This is a genomic window from Saccharothrix sp. S26 (assembly GCF_021390395.1).
Taxonomy (GTDB): Bacteria; Actinomycetota; Actinomycetes; order Mycobacteriales; family Pseudonocardiaceae; genus Actinosynnema.
Genome location: NZ_JAJUWT010000001.1, coordinates 41,412 through 61,521 on the forward strand (window position 1 = coordinate 41,412; position 20,110 = coordinate 61,521).

The 20,110-nt window shown below is 68.8% G+C and carries 15 protein-coding genes and 1 tRNA gene; 5 read left to right on the forward strand and 11 right to left on the reverse strand.

Features of this window, described 5'->3' with window-relative positions; all coding sequences use genetic code 11:
• Positions 1 to 2: 2 nt before the first annotated feature.
• Entirely contained in the window at positions 3 to 2,327 is a 2,325-nt protein-coding gene (gene hrpB, locus LZG04_RS00255) for an ATP-dependent helicase HrpB (RefSeq protein ID WP_233812198.1), read from the reverse strand.
• 29 nt (positions 2,328 to 2,356) lie between these two features.
• Between hrpB and LZG04_RS00260 the strand changes: the two genes are divergently transcribed.
• The 5 genes from LZG04_RS00260 to LZG04_RS00280 all read left to right on the forward strand — a co-directional run bounded on the left by LZG04_RS00260 (position 2,357) and on the right by LZG04_RS00280 (position 6,682).
• A complete protein-coding gene (locus LZG04_RS00260; RefSeq protein ID WP_233812199.1) occupies positions 2,357 to 3,457 on the forward strand; it encodes a glycosyltransferase in 1,101 nt (366 codons plus the stop codon).
• Between the two features lie 4 nt (positions 3,458 to 3,461).
• Positions 3,462 to 4,274, forward strand: coding sequence for a GNAT family N-acetyltransferase (locus LZG04_RS00265; RefSeq protein WP_233812200.1), 813 nt, complete (start codon positions 3,462 to 3,464; stop codon positions 4,272 to 4,274).
• Positions 4,275 to 4,335: 61 nt separating this feature from the next.
• Positions 4,336 to 5,652, forward strand: a complete 1,317-nt coding sequence (locus tag LZG04_RS00270) for an MFS transporter (protein WP_233812201.1) — start codon at positions 4,336 to 4,338, stop codon at positions 5,650 to 5,652.
• 67 nt (positions 5,653 to 5,719) lie between these two features.
• Positions 5,720 to 6,478, forward strand: coding sequence for a thioredoxin domain-containing protein (locus LZG04_RS00275; protein WP_233812202.1), 759 nt, complete (start codon positions 5,720 to 5,722; stop codon positions 6,476 to 6,478).
• Between the two features lie 131 nt (positions 6,479 to 6,609).
• A tRNA-Ala gene (locus LZG04_RS00280) sits at positions 6,610 to 6,682 on the forward strand.
• A 517-nt stretch (positions 6,683 to 7,199) separates the two neighbouring features.
• Here LZG04_RS00280 and LZG04_RS00285 read toward each other — a convergent pair.
• The 10 genes from LZG04_RS00285 to LZG04_RS00325 all read right to left on the reverse strand — a co-directional run bounded on the left by LZG04_RS00285 (position 7,200) and on the right by LZG04_RS00325 (position 20,058).
• Positions 7,200 to 8,021 carry a hypothetical protein gene (locus tag LZG04_RS00285; protein ID WP_233812203.1) on the reverse strand — a complete coding sequence of 274 codons (822 nt, stop codon included), beginning with the start codon at positions 8,019 to 8,021 and terminating at the stop codon, positions 7,200 to 7,202.
• An 821-nt stretch (positions 8,022 to 8,842) separates the two neighbouring features.
• The gene (locus LZG04_RS00290) at positions 8,843 to 9,847 is read right to left on the reverse strand and encodes a hypothetical protein (RefSeq protein WP_233812204.1); all 1,005 of its coding nucleotides are present in this window, start codon (positions 9,845 to 9,847) and stop codon (positions 8,843 to 8,845) included.
• A gap of 75 nt (positions 9,848 to 9,922) precedes the next feature.
• Positions 9,923 to 11,260, reverse strand: a complete 1,338-nt coding sequence (locus tag LZG04_RS00295; protein ID WP_233812205.1) for a serine/threonine-protein kinase — start codon at positions 11,258 to 11,260, stop codon at positions 9,923 to 9,925.
• Positions 11,261 to 11,289: 29 nt separating this feature from the next.
• Positions 11,290 to 14,382, reverse strand: coding sequence for a chromosome segregation ATPase (locus LZG04_RS00300; RefSeq protein ID WP_233812206.1), 3,093 nt, complete (start codon positions 14,380 to 14,382; stop codon positions 11,290 to 11,292).
• A complete protein-coding gene (locus LZG04_RS00305) occupies positions 14,379 to 15,056 on the reverse strand; it encodes a hypothetical protein (protein WP_233812207.1) in 678 nt (225 codons plus the stop codon). The genes LZG04_RS00300 and LZG04_RS00305 overlap by 4 nt, the downstream gene beginning before the upstream one ends.
• Positions 15,053 to 15,505, reverse strand: coding sequence for a hypothetical protein (locus LZG04_RS00310; RefSeq protein ID WP_143193431.1), 453 nt, complete (start codon positions 15,503 to 15,505; stop codon positions 15,053 to 15,055). The genes LZG04_RS00305 and LZG04_RS00310 overlap by 4 nt, the downstream gene beginning before the upstream one ends.
• Before the next feature lie 86 nt (positions 15,506 to 15,591).
• Complete coding sequence (locus tag LZG04_RS00315; protein WP_233812208.1) at positions 15,592 to 16,803, reverse strand: hypothetical protein; 1,212 nt, start codon at positions 16,801 to 16,803, stop codon at positions 15,592 to 15,594.
• A gap of 481 nt (positions 16,804 to 17,284) precedes the next feature.
• Positions 17,285 to 17,413 (reverse strand): hypothetical protein, encoded by a 129-nt coding sequence (locus LZG04_RS41410; RefSeq protein WP_267934418.1) that lies wholly within the window; start codon positions 17,411 to 17,413, stop codon positions 17,285 to 17,287.
• 298 nt (positions 17,414 to 17,711) lie between these two features.
• Positions 17,712 to 18,716, reverse strand: a complete 1,005-nt coding sequence (locus LZG04_RS00320) for a hypothetical protein (protein WP_233812209.1) — start codon at positions 18,714 to 18,716, stop codon at positions 17,712 to 17,714.
• A gap of 133 nt (positions 18,717 to 18,849) precedes the next feature.
• A complete protein-coding gene (locus LZG04_RS00325) occupies positions 18,850 to 20,058 on the reverse strand; it encodes a site-specific integrase (RefSeq protein WP_233812210.1) in 1,209 nt (402 codons plus the stop codon).
• Between the last annotated feature and the right edge of the window lie 52 nt (positions 20,059 to 20,110).

Sequence of the window (20,110 nt, forward strand, 5' to 3'; positions counted from 1 at the left end):
TACTAGCGGCGGGCGGGGTGGGCGGTCATCGGGTCCTCCGGCCAGCGGTGCTTGGGGTAACGGCCCCGCAGCTCCGCCCTGACCTGCGGATAACCCGTCCGCCAGAACGAGGCCAGGTCGCCCGTCACGGCGGTCGGCCGGCCCGCCGGGGAGAGCAGGTGCAGCACGACCGGCACGCGGCCGTCGGCCAGGCGGGGCGTCTCCGTCCAGCCGAACACCTCCTGCACCTTCACCGGCAGCACCGGGTCGGGCCCGGAGTAGTCCACCCGGATGCGTGAACCCGAAGGCACTTCCAGCCGGTCCGGGGCGAGCTCGTCGAACCGCGTGGCGGCGGGCCACGGCAGCAGCCGCCGCACGACCTGCTCGCCGCTGATCCGGGCGAGGTCGGCCTTGCGCCGCGCGTCACCCACGTCGACCACGGCCAGCAGCGCCTCGTCGTCCACCGACGGCCACGGTTCGCCGATCACGCGGTGCAGGAACGCCATCCGCTCACGGGTGCGCACACCGTCGGCGTCCCACCGCAGGAGGCCGACGCCTTCGACGCGCAACCCCTCCAGCAACGCGCGACGGACGGCCTCGCGATCGTGCAACGGCTTGCTGGACAACGTGATCGCGCCCAGCTTGCGCAGCCGGTTCGCCACGACGTCGCCGTCCCAGCGCACGTCGTCCTCGGTCGTCAACAGGGACGACGCGGCGGTCACGGCGAGCTCCTCGTCCGCCCTCGCGGCCAACCGGATGCGGCCGTGCGCGCGGCCCGCCTCCCGGTCGGCGACGGCCACGGCCAACCACTCGGCGTCGGCCAGCCCGCTGCCCGGCGGCAGCTCCACCGCCGTGCCGCCCGCCATCAGGTACACCGGCGAACCGGGGGAACGCCTGCGCGCCAGCCGTTCCGGGTAGGCGAGGGCTACCACCAGGGCGGGGTCGCCGCGACCCGCGCCGTCCACCATCGCGGCCAGGCGGCGCACCTCGCGCGGGTCCGCGTCACGGGTCGACAGCTCGACCCCGGAGTTCGCCCGGTCGTCGTCCAGCAGCGCCACCACCTCGGCGGCCGTGCGCGCGCCCACGGCCGCCGCGCCGTCGAGCAACGCCCGCGCCAGCCGCGGGTGCAGGCCGAGGTCGGCCATCCGGCGCCCCCGGTCGGTCGCGCCGCCGTTGGCGTCCAACGCGCCCAGCGCGCGCAGCACCGAGCGCCCGGCGTCCAGCGCGCCCGGCGGTGGCGCGTCCCACCAGCCCAGTCCTTCGCCGTCCGGCACGCCCCAGCAGGCCAGTTCCAGCGCCAGCCGGGTCAGGTCGGCGGTGCGGATCTCCGGCTCCGGGTAGCGCGGCAACGTGCTGTGCTCGTGCGCGGGCCAGCACCGGTACACCCGGCCCGGCGCCTCGCGGCCCGCCCGGCCGGCGCGCTGGTCGGCCACCGCCGCGCTGACCCGGACCGTGGCCAGGCCCGACAGCCCGCGCCGGTGGTCGACCCGCGGCACGCGCGACAGCCCGGAGTCCACCACCGCCCGCACGCCCGGCACGGTCAGGCTCGACTCGGCGATCGCGGTGGCCAGCACGACCCGTCGGCGACGACCGGGGCGCAGCGCGTCGTCCTGCGCGGTGACGGCGAGGCGACCGTGCAGCGGCAGCACGTCCACGTCGTCACCGATCAGCGCGGCGCACCGCCGGATCTCCGCCACGCCGGGCAGGAACACCAGCACATCACCGTCCACTTCGGACAACGCCTGGCGGGTGGCACGGGCCACGGTGGCCTCGACGCGCTCGTTGCGGGCCGGCGGGGTGTGCACGACCTCCACCGGGAACGCCCGCGCCCGCACCCGGATCACCGGCGCGTCGCCGAGCAACCGGGCCAACCGGTCGGCCGCCACGGTCGCGGAGGTGGCCAGCAGCTTCAGGTCCGGCCTCAGCCCTTCCCGCGCGTCGAGCAGCAACGCCAGCAGCAGGTCCGCGTCCAGGTGCCGTTCGTGGCACTCGTCCAGCAGCACCGTGCCGATGCCCGCCAGCTCCGGGTCGTGCTGCAACCGCCGCACCAGCAGACCGGACGTGACCACCTCGATCCGCGTGTGCTTCGACGTCTTCCGGTCGCCGCGCACCGAGTAGCCGACCGTCTGCCCGACCGGTTCGCCCAGCAGGCTCGCCATCCGCGCGGCGGCGGCACGGGCGGCCAGCCGGCGCGGTTCGGCCACCACCACGCGGCCCTCCAGCGCCAACGGCACCAACGTCGTCTTGCCCGTGCCCGGCGGCGCGACCAGCACCGCCGAGCCGTGCGCGGTCAGCGTGGCCGCGATCTGCCCGAGCAGCGGGCGGATCGGCAGGTTCGGCAGCTCCACGGCGCCCAGTCTTGTGCCACTGTGGACCCATGGGGAAATGGGGTGTCCTCGGCGCGGCGGTGGCCCTGGCCCGCGCGGCCGTGGCGATCAAGGTCTGGCAGGAGGTCAAGCGGTTGCCCGCCACCCAGGTCGACGCCGGTCCCGTGACGGTGGTCGTGCCCGCGCGTGACGAGGAGCGGACCATCGACCGGTGCCTGGCCGCGCTGCGCGAGCAGGACTACGCGGACCTGCGGATCGTGGTCGTGGACGACGCCTCGACCGACCGCACCGCCGAGATCGTGCGGCGGCACGCGGAGGAGGACCCGCGCGTGCGGCTGGTGAGCAGTTCGGGCCCGCCGTCGGGCTGGGCGGGCAAGGTGCACGCGCTGCACGTCGGCACCGCCGACGCGGACACCGACTGGCTGCTGTTCGTCGACGCCGACACCGAGGCCGCGCCCGACCTGGTCGGCCGGCTGCTCGCGGGCGCGCGCCAGGACGAGCTGGACCTGGTGTCCACGTCCGGGCGGGGGACGAAACCGGGTGCGGGGTGGTGGCTGCTGCTGCCGCCGGTCAACCAGCTGCTGTTCGAGACGACGACCGTGGACGGGCGGCGCGGCATGGCGCTGGCGGTCGGGCACTGCATCCTGGTCCGCCGGGCCATGTACGAGCGGGCGGGCGGTTGGGCCGCGATCGCCGGGTCGCGTGCGGACGACGTCGGCTTCGCCACCCTGATCCGCGACACCGGCGGCCGCACGCGGTACGTGGACGGCGCGGACTCGCTGACCACCTCGGGCCTGGACGCGTTCGGCGACACGTGGGCGTCGCTGCGCAAGAGCATGGTCGCGGGCACGTCGCTGTACGCGAAGGGGCCGGCGAGCGCGTTCCTGTCACTCGGGTCGACCGGGCTCGCGCACATCGCTTACGGCGTCGTGCCGGTCGTCACGGCGGCGCGTGGGTCGAAGCTCGGCCTGTTGGCGTGGCTCGCGCAGTCGGTGGCCGAGTGGGCGTTCCTGCGGCGGACCGGGCAGCCGCGGTCGGCGGCCGTGCTCGCGCCCCTGTCCTACGTCGCGTTCGGCGCGCTGTCGCTGGAGGCGGCGTGGCAGGCGCTGCACGGCACCACGAAGTGGAAGGGCCGCGACGTGCGAGGCTGAGGTAGTGGTTGACCCGCTGCGCGACCCAGACGACCCCGAACTGCTCGACCCGTACCGGGCCCGTGACCTGGCCGGGCTGGTGGAAGCCGCCCGGCTGGCCTCCGGCGCGGTCCGGTACGGCAAGGTCGGCCGCGTCGGCGTGGCGCAGGTCGTGGTGAACCGGGACAACCCGCTGCCCGGCGGCAACCACGCGTGCGGCGTGTACGGGTCGTCGGCCGAGGTCGCGGGCACGCTGATGCGGTTGGAGCAGACGTTCGCCGACGTGGGGCGGGCCGAGGCGGTGCTGTACGCGTCACCGACCACCGTGGCCGAGATCGAGGGCATCGCCGACGACACCGGGTGGCACGCGGTGGAGGAGTCGCTGGCCGTCGTGCACCGCGGGGAGGCGTCGCGGTCGCCGCTCGTGCGGCCGGCGCGGGACGCCGACCTCGAAGGCGTCGCCGAGCTGCTGGCCGACGACCTGGGCGTGGACGGGCCGCGGCTGCTGCGGCACCTCGGGCAGCGGCTGGACGACCCGCGCTGCGTGTTCGTCGTGGTGGACGACGGCGACCGGATCGGCGGGTTCGCCTCCGGGTTCGGCGAGCGCCGGGTCGGGTTGGTCGAGCACGCGGTGGTGCGGCCCGCCCGTCGCCGCCGGGGGTTGGGCAAGGCGCTGGTGCTGGGCGTGGTGGCCGAGTTGCGGGACGCCGGTGCGCTGCTGGTGGCCTCGCACGTGGCGGAGGGCGGCGCGGGGGAGCGGTTCGTGGAGGCATGCGGCTTCGACGTCTGCTACCCCGTAACCGCCTATGCGCGCAGAGTTGACGAACTGCTCGATTGAGTCATCGGTTGCCCCACCGCATATCCTTAGCACAGCTAACGGAGATCGGAAGGGGCGCACAGTGCGGGGGACCGGGTCCGACGTGAAGGTCAAGCCCCGACTGCCCGGCGAGGTGTGGGTGCTCGTCGTGGCGAGCTTCATCATCGCCCTCGGGTTCGGCATCGTGGCACCCGTCCTGCCCGCGTACGCCAAGAGCTTCGACGTCGGCACGTTCGCCGTGTCGGCCGTGGTCAGCTCGTTCGCGCTGGTCAGGCTGCTGTTCGCGCCGATGAGCGGTCGGCTGGTCAACCGGTTCGGCGAGACGTGGGTCTACATCGTCGGCATCCTCATCGTCGCCGTCGGCACCGGCGCGTGCGGCTTCGCCACCGCGTACTGGCAGCTGATCGTGTTCCGGTCGTTCGCCGGCGTCGGGTCGACCATGTTCACCGTCGCCGCGGTCGGCCTGCTGATCCGGATCACGCCCGCACCCCTGCGCGGACGCGCGTCCGGGCTGTGGGCGACCGGGTTCCTGCTCGGCAACATCGGCGGCCCGATCGTCGGCGCGGCCCTCGTGGAGATCTCCATCCAGGTGCCGTTCGTCACGTACGCGGCGGCCCTGGTGGTCGCGGCGCTCGTCGTGTGGTGGTTCCTGCGCCGGTCCACGCTCGCCGCCGCGTTGGACAAGTCGGTCGAACAGGAGTCGCTGCCCGTGCGCGCGGCCGTGCGGCTGTCGGCGTACCGGGCGGCGCTGGCGTCGGGCTTCGCCAACGGCTGGGCCGTGTTCGGGGTGCGGATCTCCCTGGTGCCGCTGTTCGTGGTCGAGGCGCTGCACAGCACGCCCGCCATCGCCGGCATCTCGCTGTCGGTGTTCGCCGCGGGCAACGCCGCCGTGCTGATGATCTCCGGGAAGCTCGCCGACACCATCGGCCGCAAGCCGGTCGCCATCGCCGGCCTCGCCGTGTCCGCCATCGGCACGGTGTGGCTCGGGTTCAGCGTCGGCGTGCCGATGTTCATGGCGGCGTCCCTGGTCGCGGGCATCGGCGCCGGTCTGCTCAACCCGCCGCAGAACGCCGTCGTGGCCGACGTGATCGGGACCAAGGCCAAGGGCGGGCCGGTGCTGGCCGCGTTCCAGATGGTCGCCGACTGCGGCGCGATCGTCGGCCCGCTGGTCGCCGGCGTGCTGGTGGACCAGTTCTCGTACCAGGCGGCGTTCACCCTGACGGGTGCGATGGCCGCGGTGGCGCTGGTGTTCTGGCTGTTCGCGCCGGAGACCCTGCCGCGGGCCGAGGAGACGCACGTGGCGTCGGACGTCGCCGGTGAGTCCGGGTGTTTGGACGAAGGTCCCGAGGTGCCCGTGGGCGAGCGCGTGTCGGGCCGTCCCCGTCAACCGGACGCGTGAGCACTCAGGTTCCGCTCAGCATCTCTCGATAGCCTGCGGGCCGGGTTGTGACCGGGAGGGCAGTGCGGTGGGTGGCGCGGAGCGCAACGCTCGGAAGAAGAAGCAGCAGCAGCGGGCGAGCCAGGCGGTGGTCGCGGCGCGTGGGGCGTCCAGCGACCGGAACAAGGTCATCATCGGCATCGTGGTGGTCGTGGTGCTCGCCGCCGTGGTGATCGGCGGGGTCATCTGGTCGTCCAAGTCGGGCTCGGACGACTCACTGGCCAACCCGCCCGCGGTCAGCGGCATCTCCGCGCCGATCGTGCGCGAAGGTGGCGCGGTGGTCGTCGGCGAGGCGTCCGCGAAGGTCACCATCGACCTGTACGAGGACTTCCTCTGCCCCGCGTGCGGCAACTTCAAGAAGGTCTACGGCGACCAGATCAAGCAGGAGATCGAGTCGGGCAACCTCCGCGTCCGCTACCACGCCCTGCCGTTCCTGATCCGGCTCTCCGACCCCGAGGGCTACTCGCGTGACGCGGCCAACGCCGCCCTGTGCGCCGCCGACCAGGGCAAGTTCTGGGAGTACCACGAGACGTTGTTCGCGCGGCAGCCCGAGGAAGGCGGTCCGGGGCACACCAAGGAGGAGCTGGTGAAGCTCGGCACGGACCTCGGCATCACCGGTGACGCGTTCAAGCAGTGCGTCGACAGCGGCGCCCACGAGCAGGACGCCCAGGCCGAGCTCGACACCGTGAAGGCGACCGGCAAGTTCAAGGGCACGCCCACCGTGATGAAGGACGGCGAGATCGTCTCGTGGGACGACCGGGACTGGCTGACCAACCTGCTCAAGTAGGGCCGTGACACCCCCGCCGAGCAGCCCGGATGCCGAAAGGCACCCCCCCGATTTCGTCCTGACGGGTGCCGTGTTGTACGGTATTGCCACACGAGAACGGCGGCCCCAACCGCCGGGAAACGTGCAGGCAAGGGGCTGTGGCGCAGCTGGTAGCGCATCACACTGGCAGTGTGAGGGTCAGGGGTTCGAGTCCCCTCAGCTCCACAATCACATATGGTATACGAATCGCCCGCTGACCTGCGTAAACAGGTTCGGTGGGCGATCTCCGTTTTCGGTCCACTGTGGACAGTGGTGTGCCGAGCCGGAGGAAATCAGGAGAACTGGTCCTGATCGCCGTGAAACAGGGTCAAGGATTCTCTCCAGGATTGGTCGCCCGGCCGGGTGGTTGTTAGTCAGGACCTTTGGGATCGCCGCTGACGTGCGTGGACAGCCGTCTGGTCGTACGGGCGGGTGGTGCCGGGATGTCCGGTCAGCGGCGGCCTGGGCGGGCGTTTCTCGCCGACCACGACGTCGGCACCTGCGTGACGAAGCGCAGCCGCCGCAAACACGCAATCTCGATCCGTGGATGCGGATGGCGCCGAGCGGCAGACGGTCGCCCCTCCGTACTCAACGGCCGGCGGCGAAACTGTTCTGCCAGCCTCGTGCGCGTCCGCGCGGAAGTGGTGTGGGAGTTGATCGGGCACTTCGGAACCGGTCGACCGAGTCGCCGTACTCGCGGTCATCAGGTGCTTGCAGGCGGCTGGGGTGCCCAGGGCACGGGGTCGGCGTCCCCTGCCCAGCCGCCTGGGCCGAGGATCGTCTGGTACGACCCGCTGTAGCCGAGCCAGTGCAGGACCAGCAGGTTGAGGTAGTGGCGGCTGAGGAGCCAGGTGTCCCGGACGAGGCCGTTGAGGTGATAGACCTCGTCCTGGGGTGCGTTGGGGTGGACCAGCCGGTTGCGGACCTTGGTGATGGCGGCGGGCCCGTCCAGTGATGTGCCGGTGCTCGACTCCGTCGTGGCGAACTGCGTGAGAGCGGGCTGGCGTGCCGCGTCGATGCTCGTGTCGACGGAAGCCGCTTCCAGCAGCATCCGAATGCGTCCGCTGGTGCCGGGTTGTTTGTACTGGGTGTTGCTGAGTCCGTTGGTCAGTTTGAGGATGACCCAGCTCAGTAGTTCCAGGGCGGAGAAGATCGTCATGGTGCGCTGTTCGACCCGGCCGGCGTGGTTCGCCTCTGTGGCCATCGACAGCAGGAACCGGGTGGTGTGGCTGCGGTCCGGATCGGCGAATGCGGCATACACGCAGGACACGAGATCGTGGAGGTGGTGCGTGTTGGGGTAGTGCAGCCAGGCGAGGCTGCCGTTGCGACCCGGGTGGCAGAAGACGTTGGCCCACTGTCGCCACACGATAGAGCCGGTCGAGTCGATCCCGACGGGAGCCGCGGGCGCCACCCAGCGCCCGAAGGCGAAAGACGTCCCGAAGTGCAGGGCTTGCTGAAGCGGTTTGAGATCCGTGGCGGTGAACTCCTCGCCGTCGGACCTGCTGATCTCCATGACGTGGGTCATGACGAAGTTGTGCTCGCTACCCGGGACGTCCCAGACGCGTTTGTGATCTTGACGTCGATCGAGCGTGAGTTTCCACGGACCTACTTGGCACCGCCACCTGCCTGTCCACCATGACCAGCTCTCACCTTCCCTGTGGTAGAGCTTGGTCGGGCTGTGGATCGAGGGGAGGTTGATCCAGTGGAGCATGACCCGGTGCAGTGGGGTCTCGTCACTGCCGATCGACTGCCCGTGGACGAGTCCGCCCGCGGAGTTCCGTAGTAGGCCCGCCACCTCGTACACGCCGTATGGCTGGTGTACGCGGAGTCGGATGTCGGACTTGTCCATAGTTTCCAGCGCCCAGCGCACTGGTGGTGCCTCATCGAGGTGCCAGACGACGTCGAGCTGAGACCCGCACCTCAGCAGGACCCGGCCTCGAAGTTCTTGACCGTGTGCTTCGAGCAAGGGTCCCTCGTAAAGCTGGATGTCCTCGCCCGGCTCGTTGAACGGGTGGGCGGGAACCAGTGGCTCCTCGCCGAGACTTTCAGGTGCCGCAGTCGCCATTGCCCCATCCAACCAGGACGATCAGCGGACGCCGGAGAACGCGGGCAAAGAGTTCCACAGGCTCACCTCCACGCCGGACGTCGGTGAGGACGGCCAGTCACAGATCATCGATCTATTGGACAGCGTGGAGTGACGCGCAGTGCGGAACCGCTGCCGATGGAAGTCAGCTACTCGCGGATTCGCTTCTGACGCAGGATGCCAGTTTGCTGGTGGCCTCCGCCGCGGGCATCAGGACCGTAGGGCTCCCGTTCCTTGGTTCTGCAGAGGCGAACGTGATGCGATTACCGGAGCAGGCCCAGAGACCTCAATATGCGTCCGGTATCCGCTCCGTCGATGATCATGTAGGAGCGGCGGTGCCGCGCGTCGTGGGCGTAGGCGTCCATCATGCCAACCACGCTCGGCTTGATCTGATGACAGTGCTGCAGAACGAGTAGCTCCGCAGGCTCGGTGAACAGCCGGTCGATCTGGTCGCCATTCTTGCCCAGGGCCTTGACGTCCATGGCGCGAGGGTAGCCTGGTCCCTTGAACAGCCACGCGGCCGACACCTGGCGCCCGCGAGCGAATACTCGTGACGTGTAGAGGTCGGAGCGCTCGCCACCCCAATCCTTCGGAACGTACGACTCGCCGATCAGCCCGGCAAAGGCGCGTTTCACCGTGTCCTCCGGCACTCGCAGGACCGCTTCACCCTCGGCCTCGGTGAGGGGAGATGCGAAGTCGATTCCGCTGAACTGGCCGATATCGCTGGGGTAAACCCGCGCTCCCGACGCGGGGCCTCCGGTGCCAAGGTCGTCATCGACGAACGACCTGATTCCGATGAAGGCTGGCCTGAGCTCGATTCGCTCTGCGCTGAGATTGGTGACCGTCCCGATCAGGTAGGCCCGCCTGTTCCCGGTGAGGTTGCCGGGTGCGGAGGAACTGGCGATTCTTGCCGCGTTGAATGTTCCGGTGACGCGCACCGGCTCGCCCGCGTCGAGCACCGCCGTGAAGCTGGTCGGTTTGAAGCCGGGGGCGTCGCGGTCACGGTCTCGCTGGAACGTGAACTCCAACTCAGTGCCGACGACTTGCCCCGCACGTAGGGCCTGCTCCAGGACGCGCCTCGTCAGTTCGCCGACTCCCAACGAGGAGAGCGCCTCGGCAAGTTCTGCGGCGAGCACGTAGGGCATCGCTGCCTCGGGATCGCTCCTGCGGGCCGCCCGCGCCCGTGCGGACTCCGTCCGCTGCTCTCCGAGGAGGGACTGAACCTGGTCTTGGTGCAGGTAGTACGGCTCGAGCGCAATGCGTGTCATCGGCAACATGATCCTTTCAGCTGAGGTGAAGCACAATTTTCTGTGCCCGGCAGCGCTGGGACCGTGAAGGAACGGTCACGGGATGTCCTTGAGCAGGTGGAGGAGTTCGTCCACGCCCTGCGGCCGGTCGGTTGGCTTGTGGTGGGTTGCCTTCGTCACTACAGCTCGCCATGGTCCGCTGGCGGGCAGCAGCGGAAGATTCTGCTCCGGTCGTTCCCCGGTCAGGATTGCTGCGATGAGCCGCCCAATGCTGTAGATGTCGGCGGCGACCGTCACGTTGTGGGGGTTTCCGGACGACAGCTCCGGCGCGGCGAATCCTTCAGAGCCGAAGCCCGTACCGGTCCGAGTCCGGCGCGGAACGCTGGTTTCCCCTCGGGGCTGTCGGCCTAGCCCCCAGTCCGCTACGACCCACTTGCCGTTGAGGAGCAGGACGTTGGCTGGCTTGATGTCGCGGTGAATCCGGTCGTCGTTGTGTGGGCGGCGCAGTCCATTGCAGACTGCCGTGACGAGGTCCCGGAGGGCTCCTGTTTCCCGCCGAAGGCGTTCCACGTGGCTGGCGGCACTGCCATTCGCAAGCGGCATCACGAACCACCGCCCGTCTGGGTCCGAGTCCAGGACCGGCATGACGTTCGGGTGCTCTCCGTAGAGGTGCCCGATGGAGATCTCGCGGCGCATGCGGTGTACAGCGTCTTCATCACCGTAGCGGAGCTGCTTCAGCGCAACGGGGATGCGGGTGTATTTGTGCATGCCGCTGTAGACCGCGCCCTGACCACCTTCAGCGAGCGGTTCTTGGTCCCTGTCGTAGTCCGACTTCGTTCCGCGCTCGAGCCAGCGCACAGCAGCCCACGGCGCGGCCCCGCCTGTGTCGGTCATGGTGTCGTCGCTGAGAAAGGCGCGGGCGGCCTCGATGACGTGGTCACGGTAGGGTCCGTCCCGTTGTGTTCTGAGAATGGCTACCAGTGAGCCAGCGGCCGGATAGTGAGCAAGCTCGGCAGCGAGACAGCGTGCCTCGGCGTCCTGCGCGGCCCGGCGGGCGGCGCGCTGGCTGTTCTGCTCTTGTCGGGCCGCGTGCAGGTCAGGGTGAGGTGTCCAGCCGCGGGGTGGCAGGACTACGCGAGCGCTGCGGAAGTCGCATTCGAGGGCGATGCAACCGTTGCGCGCAAGCGCCACGGCTATGTCTTCGGCGCGGTCGCCGAACGTGGTCACCGCAGATTGCCACCGTCGGGGGCCGTTGGTGACGAAGGCCCACTGACTGTCGGTCAGGCCGCCTGGGCGGTGCGGTAGCGGGAAGCCTTCCGGTTCCAGAGTGACGCGCGTGATCTTCGGATTGCCGTTGCGGTCGGTGTTGTAGCTGCCGTCGGGTAAGGGGACGGCGTACGTGGTGAGGCCGGGGTAGACGTCGAGGTGGCGCATCGCGAAACCTCGCGGGAGGCGGCGGGCGGTCATGCTGGCTCGCGGTACTCGTTGCCGGCCAGCCAGGCTCGGAGCAGTTCAACACGCGGGGTGTGCTCGTCGTGGCCGACGACGACGGGCTGCTCGTTGTACGGGCTGGAGTCTGAGCTGCGGCGCAGCTTGACGTACTGGCCGCAGGCGTCGATAGCGTAGGTCTCCATGTCGTCTTGCAGTGCCCCGACGACTGTGATGCCACTGTCCTTGCCGATCTGCCCGAGCAGAGCGACCGCCTCGCGACGGTGTTGCTTGCCGAGGTTGCGGCCTAGCTCGTCCAAGACGAGCACCAACGGGCGGCCGGTGCCGCTCGCAGCTGCGGCGGCACAGACGAGCTTGATCGCCCGGTCATCGATTTGTGCCGTGTTGGCCCGCCGGTCGTAGGGGATGTGGCGCCGCCCCTCGGCGCGTCGCCACATCGGCGTCACTTTCCAGCCCCACGCCTCGGTGGGGTGGGCTGGCGGCGGAGGCTCCTCGTATTGGAGCGAGGCCCCGTACCCGCCGTGGGCTCTATCGAGCCGGTCAAACTCGGCCGCGACGTCGGCCAGCTTCTTCTTGATGGCGGAGGTGAGCGCCCCTCGGTAGGCGCGGCCAGCCTGGACCGCCTCCTCGTGGCCGATCCGCGCAGCGTCGAGGCTCTTATGCCGTTCCTCGCGCTGAGTGGCGATCTGCTGGCGTTCGTATCGGTCGGTATCTTCCTGTTGGCGCAGGTAGACGTGAAGCGCATGACGTAGCGGGGCAAAAGCGGCCTGTGCTCGTCGGCTGCTGCCGGGCCCACGTTGGCTGGACTCTTCCATCAGGCCGTTGATTTCCGTCGGCATACTGCCCGATGCGGTGGGAGGGAAGCACTCGGATATCGCGGTGTTGATCAGGCCCCTGGCCCCCTCCCACCAGTCGTCGGCCGTCCAGGACTGCTGGTCGTCCGGCAGGGCGAGCAGATACTCGCCGGCAGAGTCGGGGGTGCCGTCCCAGTCGGCAATCAGTTCCGGAAGGCCGAGCTGCGATTGTTCTTCCTCGAGCTTCCCACGCTCCTTACGCCGGGTCTCGTTCGTGCCGTCGAGGGTGGTCTTCTGACGCCGTAGCGACTCGATCTGCTGCTGGCGGATGCCTGCCAGGCGGAGCACCTCGTCCCGATCGGCTTGCGCGGCAGTGAGCGCCGGGGCGAGTTCTCCGCGTGCTTCTCTGGCGGCCTCGTCCTTTTTTCGCAACCTGCCAGCCTGCACTTCCAGCTGGTCTGCCTCCGCTGCCGCCCGTGCGCCCTTTTGTCGACGCTCAGCGCCGGTTACCTTTTGCCTGGCGGTATTCTGTGCCTTGACAGCGTCCCGGTGCACCGTGGACTTCTGGCGGACCTGCTCGCGGGCAGCCGCGATGCGGGCGGCGCGGCCGGTTGTGGGCTGGCTGAACCCGCCGACTACCACGATCCCGGCGTCGTCGTGGACCCGGTCGGGGTCGCTGTGGGCCGTGGTCCGGGCGTGAAGGGCTGCGAGGAAACCACTCACGTCGTACTCGGGATCGACGCTGCCCGGGAGCCTGCCGTGGGGGGCTGGCGAGGCCAGGTTGGCAGCGATCAGGATCGAGCCGGGTATGCCCGCTAGGAGTTGGCTGGCTCGGTTGAGCTGGGCTGAGTCCACGACCGCCGCCTCGCGGTAGGGCCAGAGGGCAGCTTCCCAGCGGGCTCGGTCCGGCTCGTCAAGGACGACAGCGTCCAGCAAGCCGATAGCGCCGATTTTCTCGGTCGCGAGGAGCTCGATCTGTTGCTGGGCCAGATCCCGGCCGCTTTCTGTGTCTCGCAGGCTTGATTCGGCGTCGGAGAGCGCCTTCTCTGCCACTCCGACCGCCTTGACCGCGTCTTCCAGGGCCGCGTCCGCTTCGGCGCGCTCCCGGTCAGCGGCCTGCTCGTCGCGTCCGTCAGCGTCGCGGGCTGCTTCCCTGGCCCCGCGCAGCTGGCGGTCAACGTCCTCGATCTGCTGTTCCAGCGTCGCGATCTGGTTGCCCAGCTCACGGTCGTCGCTGTCGAGCTTGATGAACGTGCTCATCGCGGCCTGCTGCCGTTGCGTGAACGCCTCGTCGTCGGCTAGCTCCGCCGCCTGCGTGCCTAGCTCTTGTGCCGTGCTGCTGTCCCGGTCGATCTCGGTCTCGATCCCGGCGATCTCGTGCTGGATATCGGCGTCGCGCTGGAGGGCATCGCATAGCAGCCGTGCCGTGCGCGACCGCCATAGGTCCGCCGCTTCCACGACGAGCCCGCGTGCTCGGTCCCGGGCGTCGATGCCACCCTCGATGATCTGGGAGTTTTCCTCCCAGTTGGCAAGGTCGGACTCGGCGTCGCCGGCCTCCTGCAGGCGGTCATACTCGTGGCGGCGTGCCTGACGTTCCTTCTCTAGCTCGATGTCTAGGCCGGTGAGCGCAGCGATCGCCTCGAAGATCCGCCGCTCTGAGATTTCGTTCAACGGTTGGGCGAGCAGGTTCGGGGCGGCGCTGGCCCGCACCGACGTCGACAGGAACGACACGCACCGCACGTGCTCGCCGTAGAGGGTGCGCGGAAGGTCGCGGGCCGCCACGTCCTGCCGCCCGGCCCGCTGGGGCAGGGCTTGCCAGACAAAGTCAGCGGCCTGCTCCCGCTCAGCCTCGCTGTCCCCAGCGGGTAGATGCAGCCCGTCCTGCCAGCGCAGCTTCAGCCGGGGACCTTTCTGGCTGCTGCGGTCAATCCGTATCCACACGGTCAGGGCGCAGGCCTGAAGCTGATCGAGGGTCCCGGCGGCAGGAGCGAACACGCCGATGAGGTACCCATGGTCGGCGTTGCCCCAGCGGTCTTCACCGCCAGCGTCCTCGGAGTTGAACAGTAGGTCGACCGCGGCGGGCGCGCCGGAGCCGAATCGCCACTGCTCATCGGCATGCAGCAAGCTGATCTGGGCTAGCAGCGACGACTTCCCCGCCCCATTGGAGTCCTTCGGCCCCTGCCCGGCCACGGCTATGAGAGTGCCGGCGGCAACCGGGATGGGATGCGTGGACAGCCGGGAGATTCTCACGCTCTGCAGGCCGACCAGGACGCGGTCACCGACGATGTCCTCTCCTTGCGGCGTGCCGCTCATGAGCTGCTCCTTGGGGAGGTCGTCACTTCTGGGCGGCCCAAACTCCGGCGTACCGTGATCGCCGTAGCGAGCGCTGTATCCGGGCCTACGGCCAGGATCAGGTTCTCCTGCAGGCGCCGCCGCGCGGCTGGAGTGAGCCGGCGCAGCGCCGGCCCGGGGACGTACGAGGCGCCGGCCATCTCTGAATCGGCGCCGCGTACCGAGCGGACCAGCCCGGCCGCACGCAGCCACTGCAGAGCATCGGACAGGCGTCGCTGCCCGCGAACTTGCGACAGCTTCCGCAGATGGGTCGGTGTGGTCGGATGGGTCGACTGCCAATCGTCGCCGGCCAGGTGACCCTCTGCCCGGGGGATCGCAACGGAGTGGATTAGCACCAATACCAGTGCGGCCCGCTCCAGCGGCGGCAGAATTCCCCAGCCGTTTGCCGCGAGTACCGCAGCGATGTCGTCCCGGTATCCCGATGTCCACAGGTAGGCGCCCGCGTCGACGAGCGTACGGCCGGTCATTCGCAGCATCTGGTCAAGCAGATGACGCAGCGCCGCATCGCGGAGTGCGGGCAGTGCGGCCTCGCTGGCGGGCTCGCTGCCGTACTCAAGCGCGGCCCACGCCGAGACCAGCGCGTCGCGCTGCTTATCACCGAGCGGCTGGAGCAGGTCATCGAACAAGCCGCTCACCGGTCCGGCTCCCGGTCAGGTCGCGGGAGTGGCAACTCCCGGCACAGCTCCCGCAGCACCGGGAGGTCCTGGTCCGGCCATGTGGCCACCCTGGGACCAAGGCAGACCCGCTGCGCGTCGTCATCGATATCCAGCCATCGGCTGGCGTTCAAGCGGCGGAGCGCCCCCACCCCGAAGCGGTGCAGCACCTCTTCCCCCCGTCCGGGCGTGAGCTGGTCCACCACGTCTAGCACCTCGCGCATCGTCGCTGGCCGCCCCGGCCACGGGCTTCCCTGGATATCGGTCCAGCAGCAACGGAGCGCCGCGGCCAGGACCCGGCTGGTCTCGTTCGGAAATTCCACCGGGAGCACCTGCATCCGCAGCTCACGCAGCATGGCCGGTGTCACGTCGTCGGGCGGGCGGGGCAGCAGCCAACAGTGCTCACCGCCCCGTCCCACCAGCCGCAACATGCCTGCCGGGGTTCTGGCCGCTGACGGCACACGCAGCGGCCCCACGGCCCGGGATCTCGCCCACCACAGCGCTGCCTCCGGACTGCTCACGCGGGCCTCCGTACTCGCTCGAACACACCAGGGGTAAGCCACGATGGCACGCTCCCTGGCCGTACCTGGACCGGGCCGGACCACGTCAGCCGGTAGCCGAGTCGGTCATTGTTGCTCGCGGCGACCAGGTCGGCCAATACGCGGCGTGCCGTCACCCAGTCCGTGTCCGACAGCAGTTGCTCGACCGCAACAGAGTCTCCGCCGCTAAGGACCTCTTCGGCGATTCCCGTCAGTCGCTCAGCCTCCGCGTCGGACCACTCTTGCGAGGGCCGCTCATCACCATCGGGAACCCGGGAACGCGGCGGTGTCGAGCGGCCGCTGGTCGGCTGCGACCTCCCCACAGCGGCCTCCGCCAGGTCGGCGACGTCGTGCCATGGGGAAGGTGCGTCAAAGACCTGATCGGCCAGAACTGCCGCGAGCTCGCCCACAGTCGCTCGCCGCGCGAAGCGCTTCCACATCTCGGGCGGCAGCAGGTTCAGCGCCCGTGAAGTTCCCGCTGCGGCTATCAAGCGCGCCGACGCGTTCGTCGAGGCATCTCCGTAGGCGGCGATCGCCGAGCGCAGTTCCCCGCACAAGCGGCTGAGCTCCGGCCAGAACTTCAGCAGGATCTCATGGACCGCAGACGCCTGGTCGATCAGCGACTTCGCGTTCCACAGCAGTGGGGCGCGCTCCCGCAGCGCTTCCACGGTGCCGCCGATGGTCAGCGCCACGAGCTCGGCGACCAGGAGCCGCAGCGCCGTGGTTACCCCGACGACAACCTCAAGGGCTTCCTCGGCGGTACCCTGCCCGCCCTCCAGCCTGGTCTTCTCCATCGTTAGGAGTTGGTGTAACTCTGACTGACCCCCGCGGGCCAGCATCCGCTGGACGAACAGCATTGACACATAGCTAGTGAACGAGGCCCGGTACTCACGCTGGTAGGGCCTATCAAACGCAGGCTGTATCGCGCCGAGCTTCCGCAGGACGCCCAGGCGGTTCTCGATTACGTCGTCCGGGAAGGCGGCGCATGCCGCCTTGATCTGTTCAACTGTCAGACCGTCCTCACCCGCGCGGGCAAAGGCGGCAAACAGCGTATCCGCCAGTTGGAATAGGGTCGCATCATCGATCGCTGCATCTGCCTTGCGTGCCAGGACAGCGACAATCTGCTCAAATACAGAAACGACGGCCTGCTCGGCTGCTACTGCATCCAGTCCAAACTGCTCGTCCACCACAGCCTCACTATACAGAGTCTAATTCGTATTGATTGGTTGAACTGGCCTCGTGCAGGCGCTTGATCATTGCGGTATGCCGGGTGGATGAGGTGCTCGCAAGGTGATTGGTTGACGCCCCGCGAACAGCCAACGCGGGAGCGGACCGGTTGCAGGCCGGTGCGCGCATCGCCGAAGGCGAGAAGACCGAGGTGATCGCCGCTGAGCTGCGGGTGGGTGTGCGTCAGGTGGAGAAGTGGCGCCGGACGTGCTTCGCGGCCTCGGCCGACAGTTGCGTGAGCAGGGGTGAGGCCTTCGGAGTGGTTGACGAAACCCCTGGACGTCGGCGGGCGGTTGGCGCGACACCGGCGTGGAGTCAGTCCAGTGCGGTGGAAGTGCACGTCCCCGCTCACGTCACGGCCGAGCACCACGTCGTCTGCGGATCCGCTCAGCTCGTTGCGGGACTCATCGTCACCGCGTGCGGCGTGCTCGTTCACGACGTGGGTCAGCCGGTCGACGGCAGTCGCCGGGCCACCTCTCGGTGGAAGAACGCGCCGAGTTCCTCGTCCCGGTCGTACAGGTCGGCGACGAGCGCCTTCAAGCGCTCGACCTCGTTGGGGACGACGCACTTCACCGCTCCGTGCAGCAGGGATTTCCCAACCGTTTCTTGAACTGGGTCACTAGATCAGCTTCCCTGGTGCGACTCATGAAATTCCCTTGCAATTGGCGTAGTCTCGAAAAGGGTACGTGGTGCCGCTGGGGCCGGGCAACTCTGATCACCTCACCGTAGAGCGTAGCGATCGCTATTCGCGCTCAGTCCGCAAAAATGCGGCTACTCCAGCAATGGCCTGTATTCCGCTACCGTGGGTTCTCGACCGCAGAGTGCCGCGCATCACGGTAGATCGACTCGTCGCGCTGGAGGTACTGTCGTTTCAGCGTCGAAAGCCGCGATTCGGATCGCGTTCTTCCAGTGAGTAGAACCGTTCGAACAGGTACTCCAGCTCTCCGGGTGTAGCAGGCGCGTGCTTGGAGGACAGGTAGCCGATGTGGTCGGTGTCCTCGAACAGTAGGTCGTAGAGGACGTCGAAGTCGTAGTCGTACGGTGTGTCCGGCAGGCCGTGATCGAGTTCGTTCAGCATGTCGGTGTCGGTGTGCATGGCTTCGGCGTCGTGGATGATCAGGTCCAAGGCGATCTGCTCGGCCATGTCGTGGGGGCGTGGTTCGATTCCGTCGTGCAGGTCGTCGACCAGGTCGTCGAACGCTCGGGCCATGCGGCGGACGAACTCGGCCGGTTGCTCGCGCATGATCGCGGGCATGAGTTGGAGTTCGTCGGCGGACGCGTTGCGGTCGCTGATGTGTTCGGCATGGTCGAAGTACTCGTCTGCGAGTACCGAACCCGCGGTGGCCAGGAGGTGGGCGGTACGTGGAGTCAGGTCGGGCGGGATGCAGTCCTCACACCCTGTCTCTTCGCAGAATGCGCAGTTCTGGCAGTCGTTGGCGCAGTCCTGGCAACTGGCGCATTTGCCCGGTGTGCAGGCGGTGGTGGGGAACAGGAGGATGCCGTCGATGGGATCGCCGTAGACCCGGTGTGCCAGGGGCGGCCGGCCCCATTGGGCGACCTCGACCGGGTCGATCGGTAGTTGCCGGATGGCGGCGACGACGCTGTCGGGCATGCCTTCCAACGCGGCGTCGAGTCGTTCGGTGTGGTTGCGTCGGCCGAGCAGGCGTGAGTTGAGTGCGTCGGCCAGGCGTCGTGCGGTGATGGCGTCGGAGACGGTGGCCAGAGCGTGGAGTTGGGTGTGGCCGGGGCTGCGGGTGATGGCCATGACGCGGTGCTTGCTGGCAGTGTGGTGTGGCAGGAACGCCTCGTAGTGCGGGTCGTCGAGCGGCACGGTGTTCTCCGGATTGCGCAGGTCGATCAGGCCTGTCGTCGGCACGTGCCGACGACAGGCCTGTCAACGAAGGTCAGGGTCCGCGCTGGTGGTCCGGGTGCTTCCGCAGACCCCGTGGCGCAAGGGCGACGCTAGCAGAGTCGTCCCTGCATCGCACCGGAGAAGGAGAACGCGGTGCTCAGGCGGCGGTGCGCCAGCTGCCGTCGGTCTCTTGGTCGCCGAGTTCGGCGATCGCGTCGGTCCATCGCTTTTGCAGCGCGGTCATCAGCCGTTGTTCGACTTCGACCGCGACGTGGGAGTAGGTCTCCTGGATCTTGTCGGGGAGCTTGTGGCCGAGTCGGCGGGATTGCGCGACTTCGGGCATGGCGTCGGCGATCATCCAGGTTTTGTGGCTGTGTCGTAGGCCGTGGAAGGTCAGCCCCGGCTTGATGGGGCGGGTGCGCACGCGGGGTTGCCGGACGGTGTGGTTCCCGTCGGCGGCGGGTCGCATGGCGCGGCGGGCGAAGTTGCTGCGGCGGTGCAGGTCGCCGCCGGGGGTGACGAACACATGAGGGTGGTCGTAGGTGTCCAGGTGTTGCCGCAGCAGCGGTAGCAGGAACTCCGGCAGTGTGACGGTGCGTGCCGACTCGGGGGTTTTCGGTGGGCCGAGCCACAGCTTGCCTGAGCTCGACTCGTGCAGTGTGCCGATGTCGGGGTCGACGACGAAGCAGCCGTCGTCGAGATGCAGGTTGCGGCGTTGCAGGCCGATCAGCTCGCCCCAGCGGGCGCCGCTCCATGCGGCGGTGAGGATCAGCAGGCCGCCTCCGGCGTCGTAGTTGGCGGCGACTTGGTCTGCGATCAGGATGACTTCCTTGGGCATCGCCCAGACCTTCTCCGGTTGGCGGCGGGTGCGGCGTCCACGACCACGCCGGTGCGGTCGGATGGGGTTCGCCGCGAGCAGCTTGCGCCCGGTCGAGTCGGTTTCGTCGGCCGCGTCGGCGAGCATGAGCGAGAGGACTTTGATCGTGTCGGAGACCGTGACGTCGGCGAGTCCGCCCTGCCGCAGGGTTTTCGCCCAGGCGTGGACCTTGAAGTTGGAGATTTCGGCCAAGGCGAAGCCGCCCCAGCGGGGCAGGATGTGGCGGCGTAGTTTGCTGCGGTAGTTCTCCTCTGTGCGGAGGTCGACGTCCAGGCTTTCCAGCCACGTCTCGGCCCAATCGGCCAGCGCGATGGGGGTGTCGGCCTCGGGTTCGGTGATGATTCCCTTGCGCTGTGCGGATTCCATGTCCTCGGCGTGGTTATCTGCCGAGGACTTCGTGGTGAAGCCGGTGACGGAGCCGATGCTGCCGTCATCTTTGAAGTAGCGGACTCGCCAAAACCGTTTTCCGCTTCTCTCTACCCAAGCCATGATTGCCCTCCGATGGTGTGGGGTCACGAATGCGACAGCAGCATGGACGCTC